The sequence below is a fragment of the Bifidobacterium jacchi genome, assembly GCF_009078285.1.
Taxonomy (GTDB): domain Bacteria; phylum Actinomycetota; class Actinomycetes; order Actinomycetales; family Bifidobacteriaceae; genus Bifidobacterium; species Bifidobacterium jacchi.
In genome coordinates, this window is the sequence record NZ_RQSP01000018.1 from 1 (window position 1) to 22,823 (window position 22,823).

14 protein-coding genes are annotated in these 22,823 nt (G+C 61.9%); 6 read left to right on the plus strand and 8 right to left on the minus strand.

The window, feature by feature from the left end; genetic code table 11:
* Positions 1-1,250: 1,250 nt before the first annotated feature.
* The 5 genes from EHS19_RS06035 to EHS19_RS06055 all read right to left on the minus strand — a co-directional run bounded on the left by EHS19_RS06035 (position 1,251) and on the right by EHS19_RS06055 (position 12,280).
* Positions 1,251-1,898, minus strand: a complete 648-nt coding sequence (locus EHS19_RS06035; protein WP_151916887.1) for an FHA domain-containing protein — start codon at positions 1,896-1,898, stop codon at positions 1,251-1,253.
* Positions 1,899-2,339: 441 nt separating this feature from the next.
* Positions 2,340-6,563 carry a DNA-directed RNA polymerase subunit beta' gene (locus EHS19_RS06040; RefSeq protein ID WP_151916888.1) on the minus strand — a complete coding sequence of 1,408 codons (4,224 nt, stop codon included), beginning with the start codon at positions 6,561-6,563 and terminating at the stop codon, positions 2,340-2,342.
* A 124-nt stretch (positions 6,564-6,687) separates the two neighbouring features.
* The gene (gene rpoB / locus EHS19_RS06045; protein WP_151916889.1) at positions 6,688-10,248 is read right to left on the minus strand and encodes a DNA-directed RNA polymerase subunit beta; all 3,561 of its coding nucleotides are present in this window, start codon (positions 10,246-10,248) and stop codon (positions 6,688-6,690) included.
* 247 nt (positions 10,249-10,495) lie between these two features.
* Positions 10,496-11,245, minus strand: coding sequence for a hypothetical protein (locus tag EHS19_RS06050; protein ID WP_151916890.1), 750 nt, complete (start codon positions 11,243-11,245; stop codon positions 10,496-10,498).
* Between the two features lie 138 nt (positions 11,246-11,383).
* Entirely contained in the window at positions 11,384-12,280 is an 897-nt protein-coding gene (locus tag EHS19_RS06055; protein ID WP_241677114.1) for an HhH-GPD family protein, read from the minus strand.
* 480 nt (positions 12,281-12,760) lie between these two features.
* Between EHS19_RS06055 and EHS19_RS06060 the strand changes: the two genes are divergently transcribed.
* From EHS19_RS06060 to EHS19_RS06075, 4 genes are all read left to right on the plus strand, one after another.
* Positions 12,761-13,798, plus strand: coding sequence for a hypothetical protein (locus EHS19_RS06060; RefSeq protein ID WP_151916891.1), 1,038 nt, complete (start codon positions 12,761-12,763; stop codon positions 13,796-13,798).
* Positions 13,799-13,931: 133 nt separating this feature from the next.
* The gene (locus EHS19_RS06065; protein ID WP_151916892.1) at positions 13,932-14,939 is read left to right on the plus strand and encodes a glycosyltransferase family 2 protein; all 1,008 of its coding nucleotides are present in this window, start codon (positions 13,932-13,934) and stop codon (positions 14,937-14,939) included.
* Positions 14,940-15,033: 94 nt separating this feature from the next.
* On the plus strand, positions 15,034-16,827 hold the full coding sequence (locus EHS19_RS11360) for a hypothetical protein (RefSeq protein ID WP_241677116.1): 1,794 nt from the start codon (positions 15,034-15,036) through the stop codon (positions 16,825-16,827).
* Between the two features lie 110 nt (positions 16,828-16,937).
* Complete coding sequence (locus EHS19_RS06075; RefSeq protein WP_241677118.1) at positions 16,938-17,303, plus strand: DUF234 domain-containing protein; 366 nt, start codon at positions 16,938-16,940, stop codon at positions 17,301-17,303.
* Between the two features lie 164 nt (positions 17,304-17,467).
* On the opposite strand, the gene EHS19_RS06080 is transcribed toward EHS19_RS06075, so the two are convergent.
* Positions 17,468-18,142: a tRNA (cytidine(34)-2'-O)-methyltransferase gene (locus EHS19_RS06080; RefSeq protein WP_151916916.1), complete on the minus strand. Its 675-nt coding sequence runs from the start codon at positions 18,140-18,142 to the stop codon at positions 17,468-17,470.
* Positions 18,143-18,812: 670 nt separating this feature from the next.
* Here EHS19_RS06080 and EHS19_RS06085 point away from each other — a divergent pair.
* Both EHS19_RS06085 and EHS19_RS06090 read left to right on the plus strand, forming a co-directional pair.
* Positions 18,813-19,061 carry a hypothetical protein gene (locus tag EHS19_RS06085; protein WP_151916894.1) on the plus strand — a complete coding sequence of 83 codons (249 nt, stop codon included), beginning with the start codon at positions 18,813-18,815 and terminating at the stop codon, positions 19,059-19,061.
* Between the two features lie 14 nt (positions 19,062-19,075).
* Positions 19,076-19,387 (plus strand): ribbon-helix-helix protein, CopG family, encoded by a 312-nt coding sequence (locus EHS19_RS06090; RefSeq protein WP_151916895.1) that lies wholly within the window; start codon positions 19,076-19,078, stop codon positions 19,385-19,387.
* Positions 19,388-19,491: 104 nt separating this feature from the next.
* Here EHS19_RS06090 and EHS19_RS06095 read toward each other — a convergent pair whose 3' ends face one another.
* Positions 19,492-21,210, minus strand: coding sequence for a hypothetical protein (locus EHS19_RS06095; protein ID WP_151916896.1), 1,719 nt, complete (start codon positions 21,208-21,210; stop codon positions 19,492-19,494).
* A 308-nt stretch (positions 21,211-21,518) separates the two neighbouring features.
* The gene (locus EHS19_RS06100) at positions 21,519-22,583 is read right to left on the minus strand and encodes a hypothetical protein (protein WP_151916897.1); all 1,065 of its coding nucleotides are present in this window, start codon (positions 22,581-22,583) and stop codon (positions 21,519-21,521) included.
* Positions 22,584-22,823: the final 240 nt, after the last annotated feature.

Below are 22,823 nucleotides of genomic sequence, written 5' to 3' on the forward strand. Positions count from 1 at the left end.
TGTGCATACCACGTATGTAAAGCCAATCCCATCATGTGCACGCAACGTACATTTACACGATCGTGTGCATACCACGTACACGAATCACAGGTTTCAACCCCCTACACATACGTTCCATGCACACGATGCCAAAACAACATACGCCCCATGCACACTATCGACACGGATGAACAACGCGACACCCATCCAGCCACGGCACAGAAGCATCCACGACATACGACCATGGCAGCGGCCCTCCGCGACACGCAACACAGCAGAAACGACACCGACCGACACAAACCAACAGGCTCGTTTCAGCCAAACACGCCTGCCTTGGAGCATATTTCGCAGTTGTGTGTACCACCAGCCGTACACATGCCAGCAAGGCTTTCAGACAAGAAACCCACGATCACTGCAATTCCGCCATTACACGACACCAACAGCACAACGGAAGACGCCCAGCCTCCACCGATTTCCAGCCGGTGGTACACACAACTGCAAGATACAACTCAAAAAACAACCCACATCCCAGCCTGCATCAATGAGCCCCGCCCTACGGGCAACCAGCCAGCCATGCATCGCCCAAAAAGTCGTTCCTCAGCTCGCGCGCGGCTACACACCCTGCCATGCACCCTCATGTGGACCGGTCGTGAACCACCCCACTAGTCAAATCCACAGCCACACAACCGCATGTAAAACGATCACACCACGTCGCATGGCGAAACACACGGCAGAACACGCAGTCATGCGACGCAATGTGAACGGTTACACGTTGTCGCATGGCTGCAAAACCACACACGCAACACCAGGTAACCGCTTACACGCAATACCGTGGCGGAACACATGGCAAAACACACAGCCACGCGATCTAAAAAGCCCGATTATTCAATCGCGCGGCTGCACCACACAGCTGCGCCACACACATCACGTCGCCACCCCGCGACGCATAACGGATCACAAGCCGCCATACCGGCAGAATCCTCACGTTCCCACAGCCATGCAACCGGGAAAGAGCGCTCCGCGAAGCGAATCCCGGGACATACACATTCACTTACGCGCGAAACGCTCTATAAACACACATCACGCAACGCACGAGGCCATTGGCGGAGTGACTCGGCGCGGGTGCCAGAACTCCGCATCTGCGATGCTGCCATCAGCTCCCGCGCAGTCAGATGCTGCCATGAACTGCCGTTGCCCGACGCTGCGGTAAACTCGCCACAGCCCACCAATTGCGGACAAATGCCATTGATCAGCTACGCGTTATGCCGCGGTTAGCTACGCTCGGTGAGTTCGAAGAACTGGTCGCCGATACGCACCGTGGCGGGTGCCTCAAGCTTGACCGGTGTGCCCTTTTCGACCTTGGTCTCCTCATTGTCACGAATGATGTACGTGCCGTTGAGGGAACCGTAGTCCTCGATCCACAGCGTGCCGTCGGCATCGAAGCTGATGGCGGCGTGATTGCGCGAGATCGTGCGCGTCGGGTCTTCAAGGCGGACCGCTTTGGCACCCTCGGGCACTGCTTCGGAAGGCTTGCGACCAAGCAGCACGCTGACGTCAAGGATGATGTCCTGACCCGTGGAGGCGTTGTGCAGACCGTACACCTTCTTCGGCTTGCTGGTGAACGACGACGAGAGAACCGTGCTGTCCCAATCCTCGATGTCATCTTCCGATGCCTCATGCTGCGGCGTGATCGTCTGCACCGGCTGCGCCTGAGCCAACGGCTGCTGGGCGGGCGCGGGTTGCGTTGCGGGCTGAGCGGCGGACTGCGCATACGATTGTGCGGCAGGCTGCGCTTCAGCCTGAACAGTGGAGGTAGTAGTCGTGGCGTTCGCAACGGCGGCCGTTTCGCTGCCGGCGACGGTGTTGTCATCCGCGTACCAGCCGAATTCCGGCGCGGGAGGATATGGTAAAACGCTCATAGTACTGTCATAGCACATTTTTTGTGTCGAAACACATCCGTTCCCGTATTGCGTTCCTTCATTGCGCGCGGTACGCTGCGCTGCGGTACACTGCGGTACGCTGCGGTACGCTGCGGTACGCTGCGGTACGCTGCACTGACTTACGATGCATCGATATACGCTGGTCTGCCGCGTGGCGCTTCCCCCACCATTGCCCCGTTCGGCCGCGCATGCAGTGCACTGACCGCAGACATCAATACAGCCGAAGACGCATGCAAGATGCCAAGAACCGTCTTCCCGACCTCATGCCGGAGCCGCGACAAGCAGCAGTATTTGTGTTGCCATACATACAGATGAGGTCCGATGATCTTGACCGATCATCGGACCTCATCGATCACTGCTATCGAAGTTGTCAAGCAGTTTCAGCGCACTACCCGACAAGCGGGCATGCGCGAGGCAGACTCACTGCTGCGAATCCGCTTCGCCTGCGTCGTCTGCATCCCTGGCATTACCGTCGTCGCCAGCAGCACCAGCGATGTCATCGTTTGCATCGGCATCACTGGAATCAGCGGCATCCGCGGCACCTGCATGATCGGCAGCGCCATCGGAAGCGTGATCACCAGCGTGATCACCAGCGCCATCGGCCGAATCGGACAGCCCGTCGAGCGCGCTCAGATCAACCGAGCCCAGATCGTCGGAGCCGCCTTCATCGTTGAGATAGTCGTCGGGATTGAAGTCGCCGCCGAGCTTCATGTCGCCGAAGTCGAGGCTGGAGAAGTCCACGTCGGACAGGTCCGCATCGGAGAAGTCGGTATCCGTATCGCCGCCCAGACCGAAGTTCGGGTAGATGGTGTCGCGGATCGCCTTGTCGGGCTCGACCACGGCGTTGCGGTAGCGGGCGAGACCCGTACCGGCCGGGATGAGCTTACCGATGATGACGTTCTCCTTGAGGCCCTTGAGATCGTCGATCTTCTGGCTGAGCGCCGCCTCGGTGAGCACGCGCGTCGTCTCCTGGAAGGAGGCTGCGGACAGCCACGAGTCGGTGGCCAGCGAGGCCTTGGTGATGCCCATGAGCTCCGGGCGGCCGGCGGCGGGACGTCCGCCCTTGGCGATGACCGCCTTGTTGGCCTCCTTGAAGCGCGCCTGATCGACGAGTTCGCCCGGCAGCAGGTCGGTGTCGCCGGAGTCGATCACGGTGATGCGGCGCAGCATCTGATGGACGATGACCTCGATGTGCTTGTCGTGGATGTCAACGCCCTGCGAACGGTACACGGTGTGCACTTCCTCGACGATGTTCGTCTGGGCGGCACGCGCGCCACGGATGCGCAGAATGGCCTTCGGGTCGACGGAGCCTTCGGTCAGCTTGGTGCCGGCCTCGACATGGTCGCCGTCGCGAACGAGCAGCGGAGCGCGACGGGTCACGGTGTACACCTTCGGCTCGATGGTCGAATCGTCGGGCGTAAGCGTCATCTGATAGACGTGGTCACCTTCGGCTTCGGTCTTGATCGTACCGGCGTATTCGGCGATCGGCGCCTCGCCCTTCGGGGTGCGGGCCTCGAAAAGCTCGGTGACACGCGGAAGACCCTGGGTGATATCGGATGCCGCGGCGACGCCACCGGAGTGGAACGAACGCAGCGTCAGCTGGGTACCAGGCTCGCCGATCGACTGTGCCGCGACGATGCCGACGGCCTCGCCGACGTCCACCAGCTTGTTGGTGGCCAACGACCAGCCGTAGCACTTGGCGCACACGCCGCGCTTGGATTCGCAGGTGAGCACGGAACGCGCCTTGACCTCTTCGACTCCGTGCGCGACCAGATCGCGCAGCACGTCCATCGAGAGGGCGTCGTCACGCTTGTACAGCACGGTCTTGCCGTCGGCCGGATCGATCACGTCGGCCGCGAGCAGACGCGAGTACGGACCACCGTCGGCCGCCTTGACGAGCACGAGGTTGCCGTCGGCGTCACGATCGGCGACGCGCAGCGTCAGACCGCGCTTGGTGCCGCAGTCCTCCTCGCGCACGATCACGTCCTGTGAGACGTCCACCAGACGACGGGTCAGGTAGCCCGACTCCGCGGTCTTCAGTGCGGTATCGGCCAGACCCTTGCGGGCGCCGTGCTCGGAGATGAAGTATTCCAGAACCGACAGGCCCTGACGGTAGTTCGACTCGACCGGTCGAGGAATGATCTCGCCCTTCGGGTTGTTCACGAGGCCACGGATGCCGGCGATCTGGTTGATCTGGGTCATGTTGCCTCGTGCACCGGACTGGACGATGATGGCGAGGTTGTTGGTCGGATCGAAGTGCTCCACGACCGCGTCGGAAACGCGCTCGCCGCACTTGGTCCACTCGTCGATGATCGCCTGGCGACGCTCCTCCTCGGTGAAGAAGCCCATGTCGTACTTCTGGTTGATCTTGGCGACCTGAGCCTCGGATTCGGCGACGAGATCCTTGCGTTCCGGCGGCTCGACGACGTCGGAGAACGCGAAGGTCACGCCGGACCACGGAGCGCGCGTGAAGCCGAGATCCTTGAGGGCGTCCAGCGTGGCGGACACCTGCGCGGTCGGATAGCGCGTGGCGATGTCGTCGACGATCTTCGACAGACGCTTCTTCGGCGCCTGCTCGTTGACGAACGGGTAATCGGTGGGCAGGGTGCCGTTGAACAGGATGCGGCCCATCGAGGTCGCGAACAGCACGGTGCCGTCCTTGAACCGCTCCTCACGCACCACGTCAGGGCTGCCCGGCTCGGGATCGACGACCTTGACTTCGCTCGGCTCCCATCCCTTCGGCAGTATGAAGTCCTTGGGCAGTCGGATGAGCACCTTGGCCTGCATGTCGATCTCGTGCAGGTCGAGCGCCATCTGAGCCTCGGCGTACGAGGAGAACACGCGGCCCTGGCCCTTGGCACCCTCCATGACGGTGGTCAGATAGTACAGACCAAGGATCATGTCCTGCGACGGCATGGACACGACGTGGCCGTCGGCGGGCTTGAGGATGTTGTCGGAGGCGAGCATCAGCGAACGCGCCTCAGCCTGCGCCTCGGCGGACAGCGGAAGGTGCACGGCCATCTGGTCGCCGTCGAAGTCGGCGTTGAACGCCGAGCAGGCGAGCGGCGGCAGGTGGATGGCCTTGCCTTCGACGAGGATCGGCTCGAACGCCTGAATGCCGAGCCTGTGCAGCGTAGGCGCGCGGTTGAGCAGCACGGGATGCTCGGAGATGACCTCCTCGAGCACGCCCCACACCTCGGAGTCGCCGCGGTCCACCAGACGCTTGGCGGACTTCATGTTCTGCGCGAAGTTGAGGTCGACAAGACGCTTGATGACGAACGGCTTGAACAGCTCGAGGGCCATCGGCTTGGGCAGACCGCACTGGTGCATGCGCAGCGACGGGCCGACGACGATCACGGAACGGCCGGAGTAGTCGACTCGCTTGCCGAGCAGGTTCTGGCGGAAGCGGCCCTGCTTGCCCTTGAGCATGTCCGAAAGGGACTTGAGCGGGCGGTTGGAGGCGCCGGTGACCGGACGACCGCGGCGGCCATTGTCGAACAGCGAGTCGACGGCCTCCTGAAGCATGCGCTTCTCGTTGTTGAGCATGATCTCAGGGGCGCCAAGCTCGATGAGTCGCTTGAGTCGGTTGTTGCGGTTGATGACTCGACGGTACAGATCGTTGAGGTCGGAGGTCGCGAAACGGCCGCCGTCGAGCTGGACCATCGGGCGCAGATCCGGCGGAATGACGGGAATGACGTCAAGCACCATGGCCGACGGCTTGTTGCCGGTGGTCAGGAACGCGTTGACGACCTTGAGCCGCTTGAGGGCGCGGGCCTTGCGCTGGCCGGAGCCGGTGTCGATCTCCTCGCGAAGCTCCTTGGAGGCGGCTTCGAGATCGAAGTCCTCCAGACGCTTCTTGATGGCCTCGGCACCCATGCAGCCCTCGAAGTAGTCGCCGTAGCGATCCTCCATCTCACGCCACAGATCGACGTCGCCTTCCATGTCGCCGGGCTTGAGGCCCTTGAAACGGTCGAAAACGGCGTTGAGACGCTGAATCTGGTCATCGTAGCGCTGACGGATGGCCTTCATGTCGCGTTCCGCGCTGGCGCGCAGCTTGGCCTTGGCCGAGCCCTTCGCGTCGCCGTCGGATTCGAGCTGGGCCAGATCGGCCTCGACCTTCTTGGCGCGTTCGTTGATCTCGTTGTCGCGACGCTTGCCCATGTTGGCGACTTCGGTGTCGAACTCGTCCTGCAGGTCGGGCAGATCCTGATGGCGCTGCTCCTCGTCGACCTTGGTGACCATGTAGGCGGCGAAGTAGATGACCTTCTCCAGATCCTTCGGCGCGATGTCGAGCAGGTAGCCCAGTCGGCTCGGCACGCCCTTGAAGAACCAGATGTGGGTCACGGGGGCGGCGAGTTCGATGTGGCCCATGCGCTCACGACGCACGCGGCTGCGCGTCACCTCGACGCCGCATCGCTCGCACACGATGCCCTTGAAGCGCACGCGCTTGTACTTGCCGCAGGCGCACTCCCAGTCGCGGGTGGGTCCGAAGATCTGCTCGCCGAACAGACCGTCCTTCTCGGGCTTGAGGGTTCGATAGTTGATGGTCTCCGGCTTCTTGACCTCGCCGTAGCTCCAGCCGCGGATGTCGTCCGCGGTGGCCAGACCGATCCTGAGTTTGTCAAATGCGTTGACGTCCAGCACTCTGTATGTCCTGTTCTATTGATTGTTCTCGAAACGGTTGAGATCCGGCCGTCGCCGTGCCGCGGGCCGCGCCCCTCCCAGAGGCGGTAGGCGGCTGCGACTCATACGGCGACGACCGTCGGAATCACTGGTATTGGGGCTCCGGAACCTTCTGGTCCTCCTTGGCGGCCGCGTCGGGGCGGGCGCCGATGTTGAACCCGAGGTCGTCGGAGCTGGAGCTGTCGTCGTCCTCGTCCTTCATGTCGATGGCCACGCCCTCGGCGTTGAGCACCTCGACGTTCAGGGACAGGGACTGCATTTCCTTGAGCAGCACCTTGAAGGATTCGGGGATGCCGGCCGGCGGCAGGTTGTCGCCCTTGACGATCGCGCCATAGACGCGCACGCGGCCATCCACGTCATCGGACTTGGTGGTCATCATCTCGTGCAGCGTGTAGGCGGCGCCGTAGGCTTCGAGGGCCCACACCTCCATCTCGCCGAAGCGCTGTCCGCCGAACTGCGCCTTGCCGCCCAGCGGCTGCTGGGTGATCATCGAGTACGGGCCGGTGGAACGCGCGTGGATCTTGTCGTCGACCAGGTGATGCAGCTTGAGCATGTACATGTAGCCGACGGAGATCTGCTTGGGGTACGGCTCGCCGGTACGACCGTCGAACAGCGTCGCCTTGCCGTCCTCGCCGACCAGCTTGTCGCCGTCGCGGTTGGGCAGGGTGGACTTGAGCAGACCCTTGATGACATCGGGACGCACGCCGTCGAACACCGGGGTCGCGACCGGGGTGTTCGGCTCGCCCTTCTCGGCGCCGGAGGGCACGTACTTCTTCCACTCGGCCTCAAGATCGGGGTCGAGGCTGATGTCCCAGCCGGAGTGCGCGATCCAGCCGAGGTGCAGCTCGAGCACCTGGCCGAGGTTCATTCGCGAAGGCACGCCCAAGGGGTTGAGCATGATGTCGACCGGGGTGCCGTCGGCAAGGAACGGCATGTCCTCCTCGGGCAGGATGCGCGAGATGCAGCCCTTGTTGCCGTGGCGTCCGGAAAGCTTGTCGCCGACGGTGATCTTGCGGTGCTGGGCGATGTAGACGCGGATCATCTGGTTGACGCCGTTGGGCAGCTCGTCGCCGTCCTCCTCGGCATCCTCGCGGGTGATCTCCTTGATGCCGATGACGGTTCCGGTCTCGCCGTGGGGCACGCGCAGCGAGGTGTCGCGCACCTCGCGGGACTTCTCGCCGAAGATGGCGCGCAGCAGGCGCTCCTCCGGGGTCAGCTCGGTCTCGCCCTTCGGCGTGACCTTGCCGACGAGGATGTCGCCGGCCTCGACCTCGGCGCCGATGCGGATGATGCCGCGCTCGTCGAGATTGGCCACCGCGTCCTCGCCGACGTTCGGCAGATCGCGGGTGATCTCCTCGGCGCCCAGCTTGGTCTCGCGGGCGTCGATCTCGTACTCCTCGATGTGGATGGAGGAGAGCGTGTCGTCCTGCACGAGTCGCTGGGAGATGATCACGGCGTCCTCGTAGTTGTAGCCGTTCCACGGCATGAACGCGATGAGCAGGTTCTTGCCGAGGGCCAGATCGCCCTTCTGGATGGCGGGGCCGTCGGCCATCACGGTGCCGGTCTCGACGCGCTCGCCGCTGTGGACGATCGGACGCTGGTTGTAGCAGGTGGTCTGGTTGGAACGCTGGAACTTGGCGAGACGGTAGCTCGACTGGGTGCCGTCGTCGTTCATCACGCGGATGATGTCGGCGGACACGTAGGTCACCACGCCCGGCTTCTCGGAGATGATCACATCACCGGAATCGTAGGCGACTCGCCATTCGGAGCCGGTGCCCACGAGCGGGCGCTCGGATTCGACCAGCGGGACGGCCTGACGCTGCATGTTGGTGCCCATCAGCGCTCGGTGGCCCTCGTCGTGCTCAAGGAACGGGATCAGCGAGGCGCCGACCGACACCATCTGGCGCGGGGAGACGTCCATGTAGTCGACGGAGCTGACCGGCACATCGACGGCCTCCTCCTCGTTGGCTCGCGCAAGCGCCTGATCGGTCTTGAAACGGCCTTCGGAGTCGAGCTGCTGATTGACCTGCGCGATGACGTGGTCCGCTTCCTGATCGGCGGTCATGTAGTCCACGTCGTTCGTGACCTGGCCGTCGACCACGCGGCGGTACGGGGTTTCGATGAAGCCGAACGGGTTGATGCGGCCGAAGGTCGCCAGCGAGCCGATCAGACCGATGTTCGGGCCTTCAGGGGATTCGATCGGGCACATGCGGCCGAAGTGGGATGCGTGCACGTCGCGCACCTCCATCGAAGCGCGGTCGCGCGACAGGCCGCCGGGGCCGAGGGCGGAGAGACGACGCTTGTTGGTAACGCCGGCCAGCGGGTTGTTCTGATCCATGAACTGGCTCAGCTGCGAGGTGCCGAAGAACTCCTTGATGGTGGCGTTCACCGGGCGGATGTTGATCAGCGACTGCGGGGTGATCGCCTCGGGATCCTGCGTGGTCATGCGCTCGCGCACGACGCGCTCCATGCGGGACAGACCGGTACGCAGCTGGTTCTGGATCAGCTCGCCGACCTGACGGATGCGGCGGTTGCCGAAGTGATCGATATCATCGGTCTCGACACGCAGGTTGACGTCCTCGCCGTTGCGCTTGCCGGGGAAGGTCGATTCGCCGGCGTGCAGCGTGACGAGATACTTGATCGTGGCGATGATGTCCTCACGCGACAGGGAACGCTCGCTGATGCCCTTCTCAAGGCCGAGTTTGCGGTCGATCTTGTAGCGGCCGACGCGCGCCAGATCGTAGCGCTTGGTGTTGAAGTAGAAGGAGTCGAGCAGGTTGCGGCCGGCCTCCGGGGTGGCGGTGTCGGACGGACGGATCTTACGGTACAGATCGGTCAGCGCGTCCTCCTGGGTGTCGATCTGCTCCTTGTCGAGCGCGTCGAGCACCAGCGGATAGCCCTGAAACGCCTGACGGATCTCCGGCTTGGTCATGCCGATGGCCATGAGGAAGACGATCGCGGACTGCTTGCGCTTGCGGTCGACGCGCACACCGAGCACATCGCGCTTGTCGATCTCGAACTCAAGCCAGGCGCCACGCGACGGAATGATCTTCGCGCCGAAGACCTCCTTGTCGGAGGTGCGGTCCTGCGTGCGGTCGAAGTAGACGCCCGGGGAACGCACGAGCTGGGAGACGATCACTCGCTCGGTGCCGCCGATGATGAACGTGCCGTGCGGGGTCTGCAGCGGGAAGTCGCCCATGAACACGGTCTGCGACTTGATCTCGCCGGTGTCGCCGTTTTCGAACTCGGCGTTCACGTACAGCGGCGCGGAGTAGGTGTAGTCCTTGTCCTTGCACTCCTGCACGGTGTGGCGCGGCTCCTCGAAGTACGGGTCCGAGAAGGTCAGCGACATGGTCTGCGCGAAGTTCTCGATCGGGGAGATCTCCTGGAAGACCTCATCGAGACCGGAGACGTGGGGCACGGTGTTGGTGCCGTTCGCCTCGTCCTCCTCGACGCGCTTCTTCCAGCGGTCCGAGCCGATCAGCCAATCGAAGCTGTCGGTCTGCACCCCCAGCAGGTAGGGTACATCGATGGGCTCGCGGATGGAGCCGAAGTTCACGCGGTCCGACGCCTTGTGCAGATCGATGTCATGCTGGTCGGCGCGCGCGATGATGGTAGTGGTACTCGTCGTAGCCTTGGTAGCCAATGGACGTTCCTTATCGTTCGCTTGTGTTTCGTTCGATAGTGGTTCCCCGACAAGCGCCTTCAGGCCGCCATATGCCTTGGTGCGGGCGCTCCGTCATTGTCAGCATGCCCGCTATATGACATGCATATACGCAAATTCCGTATTTTAGCAAAATGCTGAACACAGCGCAATACGGCGTGTCTTCACGTGTCGCAAGGCGACACGACAGACCGCAAGGCGACGCAACCGCGACAGTCAGGCAACCGTCTCACTGCACGGAAATCGTCACCGGGTCGCTGACCACCTTGGGATGATCCTTGAGCGCGATCGTCACCGCATACGATCCGCGATCGACCTTGGACAGCTGCGCGTCGGCGACGCACTTCGCACCCGTGCGATTCGCATTCCACGTCCGCTCATCGGCGCGCTTGTCGCCCTGCGCCATAAGCAGCTCATGCGGATCCGCCTCGCACACATCCGATCGATACACCACATCATTGCCGGACGTGACCGTCATCACCAGCGACGACGTGGAATCATCAACCAGACAGCTGCCGGTGCCGTCATGCACGATCGTGGCCGTGAACTGCGCGGAACCACCGACCGGAATCGTCGTCGCCTTCGCGCTCAGCTCCAGATGCACGTTCGACTCGTCGCACTGGCCAACGCCGCTCGTCGCCTTCGGCTCGGGCACCGACGTGCGATCCAGCGCATAGACGTTCGCATGGTTCACGGTTCGCGCCACGGCCGAAAAACCCTGCCACAGGCTGTAGACGCAAAACGAGATCAGCGCGAGCACCAGCAGCAGCGCAATCCCCACCACAATCCGGCGACGACGATAGATCGCCCGCTGCCGCTTGCTGATCGGGCGCCTGCCACCGGACTGCCGGCCGTTGCGTGAGCCGGCCCCGCCCGATCGCCGGGGACGCTCCTGACGGGGACGCTGACCATACCCGCCATGCGAACCATCAAACGAACCGGACGACCGTCCCGACCTGCGCTGCACCACCATAACCATCCAGTCTATACGCAACATCCCCGAAAGCGCGCCGCTCCACGAAATCACATACCGCCGCCCGGCCGCCACATGCCTACGCAGCCGCGCCTCGCCCGCGTCTTGGCCACACCAGCGAACAACACCGCCCGGCCGCGGCAATCAGCGCGGCAGCCGCACCGCGCCGTCGGGCAGCAATTCGATCAGCCCATCGTCATCCAACGACGCCACACAGCGATCCAGCTGCACGCGATCCTCCCACAGCGATTCGACCGCCGCCCGAGACAGCGTGTGCTCCCCCGCGTCCAGCCGCCGCAACGCGTCAAGCACCAGTCCGCGCACCTGCCGGTCAGTGCCCGAAAACCGCTGCCGCGGCCTTGTGCGGCGCTCGCCCAAGCCGGGACGACCTGCGGCAAGAAACGCACAGTCATCAGCCACCGGGCAATGGTCGCACAACGGGCTCTTCGCCGTGCAGACCACCGCGCCCAGCTCCATCACCGACTCGTTCCAGACGACCGAATCCGCCGCATCGGCCGGCAGCATGCGATTCGCAAGATCTCGCTCGGCCGCGCTAGCCGCTCCCCCGTGCGACTCGACACCGAGAAACACGCGAGACAGCACACGCCGGATATTCGTATCGATCACCGCCACGCGCCCGCCGAACGCGAAGCTCATCACCGCGCTCGCCGTGTAATCGCCTACCCCGGGAAGCGCGATCAGCTCGTCGTAGGTGTGCGGCAGCTCATCGCCGTAGCGGTCGCGCACCACACGCGCGCACTCCTGAAGCCGCAGCGCCCTGCGCGGGTATCCAAGCCGCCCCCATGCGGTGATGACCTCGGCCGGCGTGGCGTCCGCGAGCGCCGAGGGCGTCGGCCATACGCGCATCCATGCGAGCCAGTAGGGTACGACGCGGCTCATCTGCGTCTGCTGGCTCATCACCTCGCTCACCAGCACGCCCCATGCGTCGGCGCGACCGAACCTCCACGGCAGATCGCGGGCATTCGCCTCCCACCACGCGGCGAGTCGCAGGGCGATTTCACCATCACCGCTTTCAGCCAAGGGGCCACCTTCCTGCGTCCGTCAATGTCCATCAACGGCTCAGCGTCTATCAACGTCTGTCATCGTCTATCAGCGTCTGCCAACAACGTTGCCGAACCAATGATACGCGGCCGCACGTGCAAGACGGTCGTCCCCAGACTCACTGCCCAGACTCAATGCCCAGACTCAACTCGCTCCTTCGAGTGCGACACCACGATTCTGCACCAAAGTCGCGTCTCTGACCACAATCCCGGCGCATCAAAGTGCGGTCCAGCACCTTACCACGCATATATTCGCATGTATCTTGCAGTTGTGTGTAGTGCATCTTTCTAGAGCCGCTGTCAGGTAAAAGGCAGATCCTTGGAAATCAGCCATTTTTCACGAGACTGCGGGCCTCACGCTACGACTTCGCCGAGGTCTTGGTACACACAACTGCAAGAAATGGTCCACGATCACTGTATTCTTACAATAATCACCATCCGCCAGAAAGGGCTGACGGCCATGTTCGATGCAGACAACGTCATTGCGTATTCGTATGCGCCTCCGAGTGAGGTGTCTCCGACTGAGGCACGCCGCCCTTTTATTGCGGAAAAGCAGCTTTCCGAACAATACGCCGCAGAACACGCGCGTCTCACCCAGCTCGCCAGGCGCGTGGGGGCGCCGCCGACGGCCAGCCATACATCGGCGCTGAAACTCCTAGGCATCGAGCTACCCGAACGTTACGAAAAGCGATTCGATCCGCATGCCATCCACCTTGCCGTTGGAACGCATCAACAACGTCACATCATTTCCGGAGCCGTAGTGCATCTCGCAGACGAAACCATGCTCGCGGAACATTCCCAGTCAGCATCGGCTTATTTCAATGTGGTCGCCCCGGAACTCGCACTCGCGCAGATGGCGGCGGTGCTTTCCGTGCTTGAACTGGTGGTATTGGGCGACTGCATGATGAGAAGAGGCGCGCAAAAGCACACCGATAAAGCTCGCATTGTCGAATTTCTCGCCCATAGCTCGGCCTTCTCAGGCAAGCGAAAACTCATCAGGGCACTGCCCTTGATGCGTGAGAACACAGATTCCTCATACGAGACGCGGACACGAATCGCGCTCGCCTGCCGTGGACTGGGTTCCGCCGAAGTCAACGTAGATATTGCATCGGACCGAGTCACCCCATGGTCCGTGGACATGGCGTATACCGAGCTGATGACCGTTCTGGAGTATGACGGATCGTTTCACATGACCGATGTCCGTCAGGCCGAACGGGACAAGGAGAAGCGCAGCTGGCTTCGCGCACGCCATTGGGATGTGGTGGAGGTCACCAAGGCACGATTGGCGGATTCCGCCTCCCGCGACCGACTTGCTGATGATGTGGCGTCTTTCTTCGCCAAAGCCCTTGACCACCCTGTGCTCGCATTGCCATGCATCCCCATCGAGCGACTGGCGGACACACGGCGCAGATACCGTGCTCCAGGGCTCGAGCACCCGCAGCTCGACCATTATTTCCGCAACACGAGTCTGCATTCGACTGCGCACGCCTCACTGTGAACCTCGCCAAAAGACGCACCGCCGATTCGTTCGGCTACCCGACCATCACAGCAGCATAGGACCGCATGTCCCCCCCCCCGCCTAATTTGGTCAGGGGTCAGCATCATTCATTCATCATTGACGAGGAATAGCTATGGTCGGCAATCAGACGGTATCCATTGTGGTTCCATGCCACAACGAGGAGGCATGCATGCCACTACTGTTGCCGGCCATTGCTCAAACATCCCGGGATCTGCGTGAGCGTTGGCCCGGAACGCGTCTCGAACTGGTGCTCGTGGACGACGGCTCAACTGATCGCACCGCCACACTGATAGAGCAGGAGGCGCGATCGCAGCAGTGGTCGTTCGCGATACGCTGGCTGTCGCTGTCGCGCAATTTTGGCAAGGAAAGCGCGCTGCTCGCCGGGTTGGACGCGGCGACGGGCGATCTTGTGGCGGTCATGGATGCCGATCTTCAGGATCCGCCCTCCATGCTGATCCGTATGGCGCGCATGCTGGATGATGATGCCGGCATCGACTGCGTGGGCACCCGTCGCGTCACGCGCAAGGGCGAACCGCCGATTCGGTCGCTGTTCTCAAGACTGTTCTATCGGATCATGAACGCGCTCTCGCCTGTCGAGGTGCCGGATGGTGCCCGCGACTTCCGTCTGATGCGTCGCCGAGTGGTCGATGCGGTCACTTCCCTGCCGGAACGCAACCGGTTTTCCAAGGGTCTGTTCGCATGGGTGGGGTTCAGGACGGCGTGGATCGAGTATCCGAATGTGCCGCGTGCGGCCGGTCGAACCAACTGGAGTTTCATGAAGCTTGCGAAGTACGCACTTGACGGGCTCGTCTCCTGCTCGACGGCCCCGCTGCGCGTCGCCTCATACATCGGGCTCATATTGTGCATGATCGCCTTCGTCGCCACCTGCTTCATCGCCGTGCGCGCGGCGGCGTTCGGCGACCCGGTGGCGGGATGGCCGTCGCTGACTTGCATCGTCACGTTCATCGGCGGTCTGCAGCTCATGTGTCTGGGCATCATCGGCCAGTATCTGGCGAGAACCTATCTTGAGTCCAAGAATCGCCCGAACTACATCGTGCGCAACGGCAACGTGCCGATCTCACGCGGTGGGCAGATCATCCCGCGAATGCAATGCGACTGATGTCAAACCGCTGCCGGACGAGTCGGACCGCTGCGAGCATCTCAATGACATGCTCAACGACATGCCGCCGATGCGCGGCGGGAAGGATCAGATCATGACTAGGCACCGATTCGACACCGCGAAACGGCCCATCGGCCGGATTGCCGGCCATTGGCGGGCTGGCGCACCATACTGCCTGCTGGTAGGCTGCCTGTATCTTCTGGTGCCTGCGTTCGGCCATCAGATATGGTATGACGAAAGCTATTCGGTCGTGCTGACGTCTCACGGGTGGTCGGGAATCTGGGATCTGGGCTCATCCGACGTGCATCCCGTCGGCTACTACATGCTGCTCAATCTCGTCCGACTGGTATTCGGCGAGCATATCGTCGCCTATCGTCTGCTGTCGGCGGCGGCAGCGTGCGCACTCGTTGTGGCCGGGTATGTGATGCTCAGCAAGGATGCCGGTCCATTCGCCGCACGCCTGTTCTCGGCGTTGGCATGTTTGGCGCCGCCGTTGATGCATATGGCCTTCCAGATTCGCATGTATTCTTGGGCGACGCTGACCGTGTGCCTGTGTTTTCTCTATGCGATGCGCATCTGCATCGCGCTGCGTTCGCAGCACCCCGTACGGGCGTCGGTATGGATGCTGTTTTCCGTATTCAGTCTCGCCAGCGCGTATCTGCACTATTATGCCGTTCTTGCGGTCGCCATCATCAATCTGATCGTGCTGGTCACGGCGATACGGCGCGCTCGAGACAACGGTGCCCGTTCGCTGCGCCCATTGGCGATGGCGCTGATCAGCGCTGTCATTCAGCTTGCCGCATATCTGCCGTGGATATACAGCATGCTCAATCAGGTACACAGCGTTTCGTCGGGGTATTGGATTCAATTTCAGTTTCCGCAGACGCTGCTCCAGCTCATTGCATACCCGGTATTCGGCGAAGGCGCGACGGTCTATGCAACCGCCATCGGATTGATCGCAGGCCTGCTCGTAGGCGTGATATGCGCACTACGATATGCGCGACTTCAATCGAGCAGATCGAGCCGTTGCGCGCAGGCTGCGGAGCAACCCGTGGCGGCATCCTCCGGCGGCGCATCGGGTGGCGCTCCAGTGCAAACAGGCGGAACCCGAGCCGATTTCCATGGATTCGAGGGAACGGCAAGGCGATTCATGATGGTCTGCGGCCTCGTGGTATATGTCGGGGTTCTGCTGTTGGCATGCGTGGCGTCGCTGATCATCCGTCAAAGCATCATCGTCAACCGCTACATGGTGGTGGCGTTGGGGCCGCTGCTGGTTTCGACGGCATTGGGAGCGGCGATCACATGGCATAGGCGGATGCGCATGCGCCCGGCGCTCGTTGCATTGTGCGCTGGGCTGGCCGTGTTCTCCTTTGCGAATATGTGCGAAAACGCGTGGATCAACTACAGTAGCTCGAACGACGCTCCGATGGACTACATCGCTCAGGTATTGCGTGAAACGAGTCGGTCAGATCAGGCGACCGGCGATCAGCCGGAGCATCACGGCATCACCGTGGTGTCCGATAGCCCCTATGCCTTGGGCGTGTTGGCCGCGCAGGCATCCCGAACCCAATCCGCATCGTTGCGCTATGCGGATTGGACGAAAGACGCATGGTGGGATCAGCGGGCATTGCCCGCGTATCTGGATCGGGTCCGCTTGTGCGCAGATTGGAATGCGGCTTTGGACCATGCCGGCAGACGGCTCATGGTGATTCACTCCGTCCATCACAGCACCGGAGAATCGGATTCCGATGTCATGCATGACGCCGAAGACTCCCTGAACGGCATTGCTCAGGGCATGCCACGGGGATGGCGGATGCGTGATCGGCGTGTGTTCATTCGGCCATATGACAATATGGCGTGGATCGTCTGGCTGTATGAGACTTCGTGATGCGGCTCAGTCGCACATTCGGCTCAATGGAAACGCCCCGCCTCATGAGATCGACCGGCACGCAAATGATATAAGTACGAGATGCTATATTCGAGGTGCCTCATTTGAAAATGAGGCACCTCGACGGATACGACCGTCTGCCGTCTCCCATTCTCGAAGCCGGACGCTGGTGGGGCTCCGACCCAAAAACGCATCGGCAGGAGGAGATCGACTCCATCGTCACTGGAGCGGATCCCACCAAAGAGGTATTCTGCGAACGCAAGTGGCGCAACGATCCGGTCGGGGAAAGCGAGTATCGGTCACTGCAACGCTGCAGTCGCCTATTGCCCTATCCCAACAAGCATTACGCACTGTTCTCCGAATCCGGATTCACCGATCATCTCCAACGACTCGTCGACGGCGACAGCACCGTGCAGCTGGTCTCATTCGACGAGATGACGGCGTCACGGCAAGTGTCTCGGAAGGTACGGGGATAGGTACGGATGCGGGGTATGTACCGCGCTACACTCCCGTCCACGGCAGATCAGTCAACGCCGTGAGCACGCCGCAATCAGCGCAGACGACATACTGCTGAACCGTTCTGCCCGAAGGATTCGCATCGAACCCGTCGGGCGGGAACAACGCGTCGGATCGCCGACCGCTACCGTCCCCCGGCGAAGCCGAGCTGTCGCCATGCCTCGTAGATGGCGATTGACGCACAGTTGGTGAGGTTGAGGGAACGCAGGCTCGGGCGCATCGGGAGTCTCACCTGCTCGGCGACATGCGGGCCGGCCATGATGTCCATCGGGTCGGGGATGTCGCCCGGTTCGGGGCCGAACAGCAGGATGTCGGTGGGCCGGTATTCCACCTCGGTGTACAGCTTGGTGGCGTGCGCGGTGAATGCGATGATGCGCGAGTTCGGCATCGATTCGACCAGGTTCTCGAAGTTCGGGTGCAGTACCACATGCGCCATGTCGTGGTAGTCAAGGCCGGCGCGACGCAATTTCGTGTCGCGCAGGTTGAAGCCGAGCGGTTCCACCAGATGCAGGATTGTGCCGGTCACCGCGCACAGGCGAATCGCCGAGCCGGTGTTGCCGGGGATGCGCGGCGAGTAGTAGCACAGGTGCGGCGTGACGGTTTCGGCGGCGGCCGCCTTTTCGGCTGACAGCATCGCGTCGACCACGCTGATCGGATTGCCGTGCGCGTCGGTCACCAGCTCGTCAGGCCCGTAATTCGACTTGCGATAGCCGTATTCGAACATCTTCTCGACCCTGGCTTCGGGATTCTGCCCCTGTGACTGCGCCTGTGCCGGTGCCTGTGCCTGGTGTTCCGTCATCTGTTCCGTCATCGTCATCACCTCGTAATGCCTTGTCGTAATGCCGTGTGCCCGCCGTGCGTAATTCGAGTTTCGAGCATAAGACAGACCCTGAACCAAGGCGGCTTGCCGATCGAGCGCCCGATTCCATCACCGGGCCGCTCCCACACCTGTACACACATCAACTAGTTGACCATGCCGATGGCAACCAGTATCGACTTTCGAGATGACTTCTAGTTTTCGGATTGCGTCAGCCAATCCGGTGCCGTGACCACCATGCCGTGACCATCGTTATCCCATCTTTGGTGATATCCGCCGAATACGGATCCAGCGTAATAATCACTCTGGGAAGGCATCAAAAAACACAACCCCATGCCCGTCAAAAGGGATGTGTCGGCGTGTCCGCAACACTTTTCCAAAGCACCACGGCTCACGTGGTCGGAGATCGCGCGGCTGGCGGTTCCAGCCACCCAACGGTCAATGGAGGCGGAAACGCACCGGCCATGGTCGGATGATATCAGTCATCCTCCCATCCTTCAGGCAGAACCATGCGCCTGTCCCTGTTGATCCCCACGTCGGGGAATGATGCCGCCATCGTCGCCACACGCGCCACGCGACTCGTTGCCGAGGAGGAATCATGCTTCACCCCCCAGATTTGATTATGGTACTAAATTATGGTACCGTGCTGGTTATGATCGAATGCGAAGAATCAGCCTACAAGCACTGGCTCACCCAGCCACAGATAGACTACGTCTTCCAGCATCCGGTGGCAGTGTTCGAGGTGCAGTCGCGCCGCCCCGGCGACAGGGTCATGGCGGTGCTCGGCTACCCCGACGAGTTCAGGGAACGCCCCGTGGAGCTGCTGGTCTCCCAACGCTCGCGCAAGGTGTTCCACGCGATGGACTGCCGCGAGGAATGGCTCTACAAGTTCAACGACTAATCAAGGAGGACATCATGACCAACGAAACCGATTGGGACAAGCTCTCGGACGAATACGCCAAGCACACGCCCGGCATCATCGGCGAGACCATCCGCCCGCAAAGGGCGATCACCATGGACGACATCGACGACATCTTCGCCGGTCGTCCCCTCGCCGAGAAGCCCCGCGCCAAGGCAGACGTGCTCTGCAAGGCGTACCTGACCGCCGACATGGACGAGCAGGTGCGCGCGCAGGCCGCCAAGGAGCACATCGGCAAGAGCGCGCTGATCCGCAAGGCACTCGTCGCCTATCTAGCGGCCAATCAGGCACAGCCCGCGATGGCCTGACCCCGGAAGCGATTACCAGCCCGCAGGAACCCAGCGGTCGAAGCCATATGCCACGGCTTTTTTCTTTGTCCGCGGCGTTGCGCTTCCATCGGAACCCCGTGCCGCTATTCCATCCGCCCCATCCGCTCGAAGTCATGGGTGCGAGCGAGGAACGTGGGCCGTATCTGTCGCGTGGTGAGGGTGATCGTGCCGCCGCCGACCTTGTAGCGTCCGTTGCGGGCGGGTACGGTCCATTCGCCGATGATCCTGTGGTTCGCGTCGGCTTTCGGCTCCTCGACCGTGGTCGGCTTGTACTTCTCGTCGTCGGCTTTCACGCCGGTTCCCGCTCCGGCCCACCAGACGCGGATCGTCGCGTCCGCATCCTTGTCGAACCCGTATTGCGCGTCACCCGTGTACGAACCGTAGTCGGCGGGCAGTGCGCCGATGGTGATCGTGTCCATGATGTCACGTCCGGTCGAACCGGCCTGTTCGAGGACCACGGAATCATGGGATGGGGTGCCGGGGTGGCTTGCGGTTTCGTTCTTCTGTCCGAACACGTCAACGTAATCGCCGCTGATCATGCCGGGGTCGGCCTGTTGGCTTTTGCGGATGACCCACACCCATGTGCCGTAGGAGCCGTCGCCGGGCGACGTGTAGGGTTTGCCGTTCGCGTTGAGTGCGGTGGTTTCGATGGTGCCGGGTTTGGTGGCGGTGATGGTTGCGGTTGCTTTGGGTGATCCGGCGTGCGCTTTCACGCGGGTGAGGTATGCGTCGGGGGTTTCATCCTTGTTGAGTGGGATGGTGGTGAGGATGCTGGTTTTGTTGCCGACGTAGTAGTAGCCGTCCGCGCGGACCTTCGTGTTGGCGGGCCATGTGTCGCCTTTGTTCACGCCGAATGTGATGTTGTCTTTGACGGGGGTGCCGCGTGGGAGCGTGGTCGCGCTGATCTGTGTGGTGATGGTGGGTTGGAAGCTTTTCTCGACGTTGAAGGTGACGGACGCGGACTTCGTAGCGGGATCTTTGTCGAATTGGAATAGATCCTGATTCGGGGATGCGAGACGACGCGCGACTGGAGCCTTGTAGCTCACCTTGGTCGTAACCTTGCCGTTGCCGGTCGCCGTCCACTTCAGATGCGTCGCATTCGCGGCGGTCTTCCCGCTGACCGTCTTCTTGCCGTTCGACGCGAACACGGCGGGACCGGTCAGCGTCGCCGTATACGCGATGCCCTGCAGATACGTGTTCGCCGCGTTCCTGATCGACACGTTCACCGTGCCGGAACGCTTCGTGTTCGCATCATACTCATACTCCGCCTTCACACTGGCGGGCATGTTATTGGTCGCATCGGTCCACATCTTCCCGGCTGTGGACTTCACCTGATTCCAGTCGCCGTTCTTCAGACCCGCCGCCGCGAACGCGTTCAGGAACGCGGCCCCATTCGGGTCCATCTTCTCATGGACCAGATAGCTGAGCGCCGCCTGATGCAGATCATTATTGTCGTTGTACTTGTCCGCGAGCCACGCAAGCCTCGTGGCCGTCACATTCGACGACGGGACATTGGACCACGTGCCCGCAACCCCCGTGTACTTCACGTCCGCCTCGACGCAGTACGCCCAACGGCCATCCACACGGGCCAGCGGACCGAAGTCTGTCTCGCCCCACGTGCTCCAAGTCGGCCATTTTATGTCGAACGCGACGGTGGACGTGTATCCCGGCAGACCGCTCGTCTGCACGGCTCCCGCCGTGCCCGCCACGACCATGCCCCCGGCCAACGCGGCCACCGCCGTCGCCAACGCGGCCACGGGACGCACGGCCCTGCGCAATACTTCCAATGGTTTGAATCTCATATCCTGCCTCATTCCCTCCTACACGGCGAATGAACGATCAACACGCACCCGATACGAGTGCAATACACAGAATACCGACACCATATGAAAAATACCAATATGAACGGGGGTATCACGGCGCATGCCCACGATCATCCCCTCATATGCAATGCCGAGAACGCCCGCATCATCCGGGATAAAACATAGAGAAGGGATGCCACTCTCAGGAAAGGCCGCCAATAGAAAGGCCCACCGAATTGGTGGGCCTTGCATGAGAGCGGAACCGACAGACGGAACACAACTGCCTACTACAGAACATTTCCCAATCCTCAATCACACGGAACAAAAATGCCTTGAGTGCCATCATCCGGGATTACAGCACACATTTCCCCGTTTTCATCCCATGTGCCATTGTGCGTACCGTACAGGTCTTCCGGCTTATAGCTCCATCCATTGCTGCTGCCCCCATTGCTCTGCGGTCTGGTCTGGGTCTGCGCCTGCTGCTGGGTTTGTGCTTGTTGTGTTGACGTGTACGTGGTTCCGTTCCCACTGCCTGTGGTTCCGTTGTACCCGTATGTGTTGCCGGTGTTCGCATACGTGTTGCCCGCGCCGGTGGTTTGTGTGGCGGCCTGTTTCGCCGTTTCGGCCTTGGCTTTGGCTGCGTCGTCCTTCTTTTTCGCGTCGATGGACTGGTTGACCTTGCCTGTCGCAGCGTCGAGTGTTTTGATCGCGGTTTCGATGGTCGTCGCGTCCTTCGCGTTCCCGGCCTCATTGATCGCCTTGCTCAACGTGTCGCGGGTCTTCGTGTCCTTGACCTTCCCGTTCGAGTCGGCGAGCAGCTTCTTCGCGGTCTTGATCTTCCCGTCGAGCTTCGCTTTCAGATCAGTGAGGGTCTTCGCGTCACGCGACTCAGTGACCGTGCGAGCGTCGTCCTTCAACGCCGCGGCTTGCTTCCCGTACGTGGAGGCGAGTCGCGTGTTCGTGTCCGCGATCCCCTGCAGCGTGTCCGCGTCGCCGGAGCACGCCTTCACAGCATCGAACGACGTGTCCTTCGTTTCGGCCAATGCGCTCACCGTGCGCGTCTGGGCGACCTGCCGGTCGGTGATCTTCAACGCCTCCGTCACCTCATCGGACTTCAACGCGGACTCCCACATGCTCTTCGCCTCGGCGACCTTCGTCACGCTCGACGCGCACGCCTCAGTCGCATCCGCCAATACGCGCACGCTCCGGTCATGCGCATACCACGCATACCCGCCGCCCACGCCAGCCAACACGAGCACCGCGCAGCCAGCAGCGACCGGAATCACCCACTTCGCACGTTTTCTCGACACAACGGGCACGCCGCCCGCACCGGTCGCATCGGTCGCCTTGCTCACATCATTCATCCTGTTCATGATCATTTCTCCCATCACGGTTCATTGCCATTGATTATCCACACACAACCGGAGAACCGACACCCCCGGATGCGCACATACCCAATATCACGCACAAACACAAGCGGCCACAAACCCAAACCGCCAAAAAATACCACCACAATACAAAAAATACGCGACTCGCACCCGCTCGCGCGCGCAACGTCGGCACACCCACAACACTCCCCCGAAGCATTACGATCCACATGGCCGACAAACGCA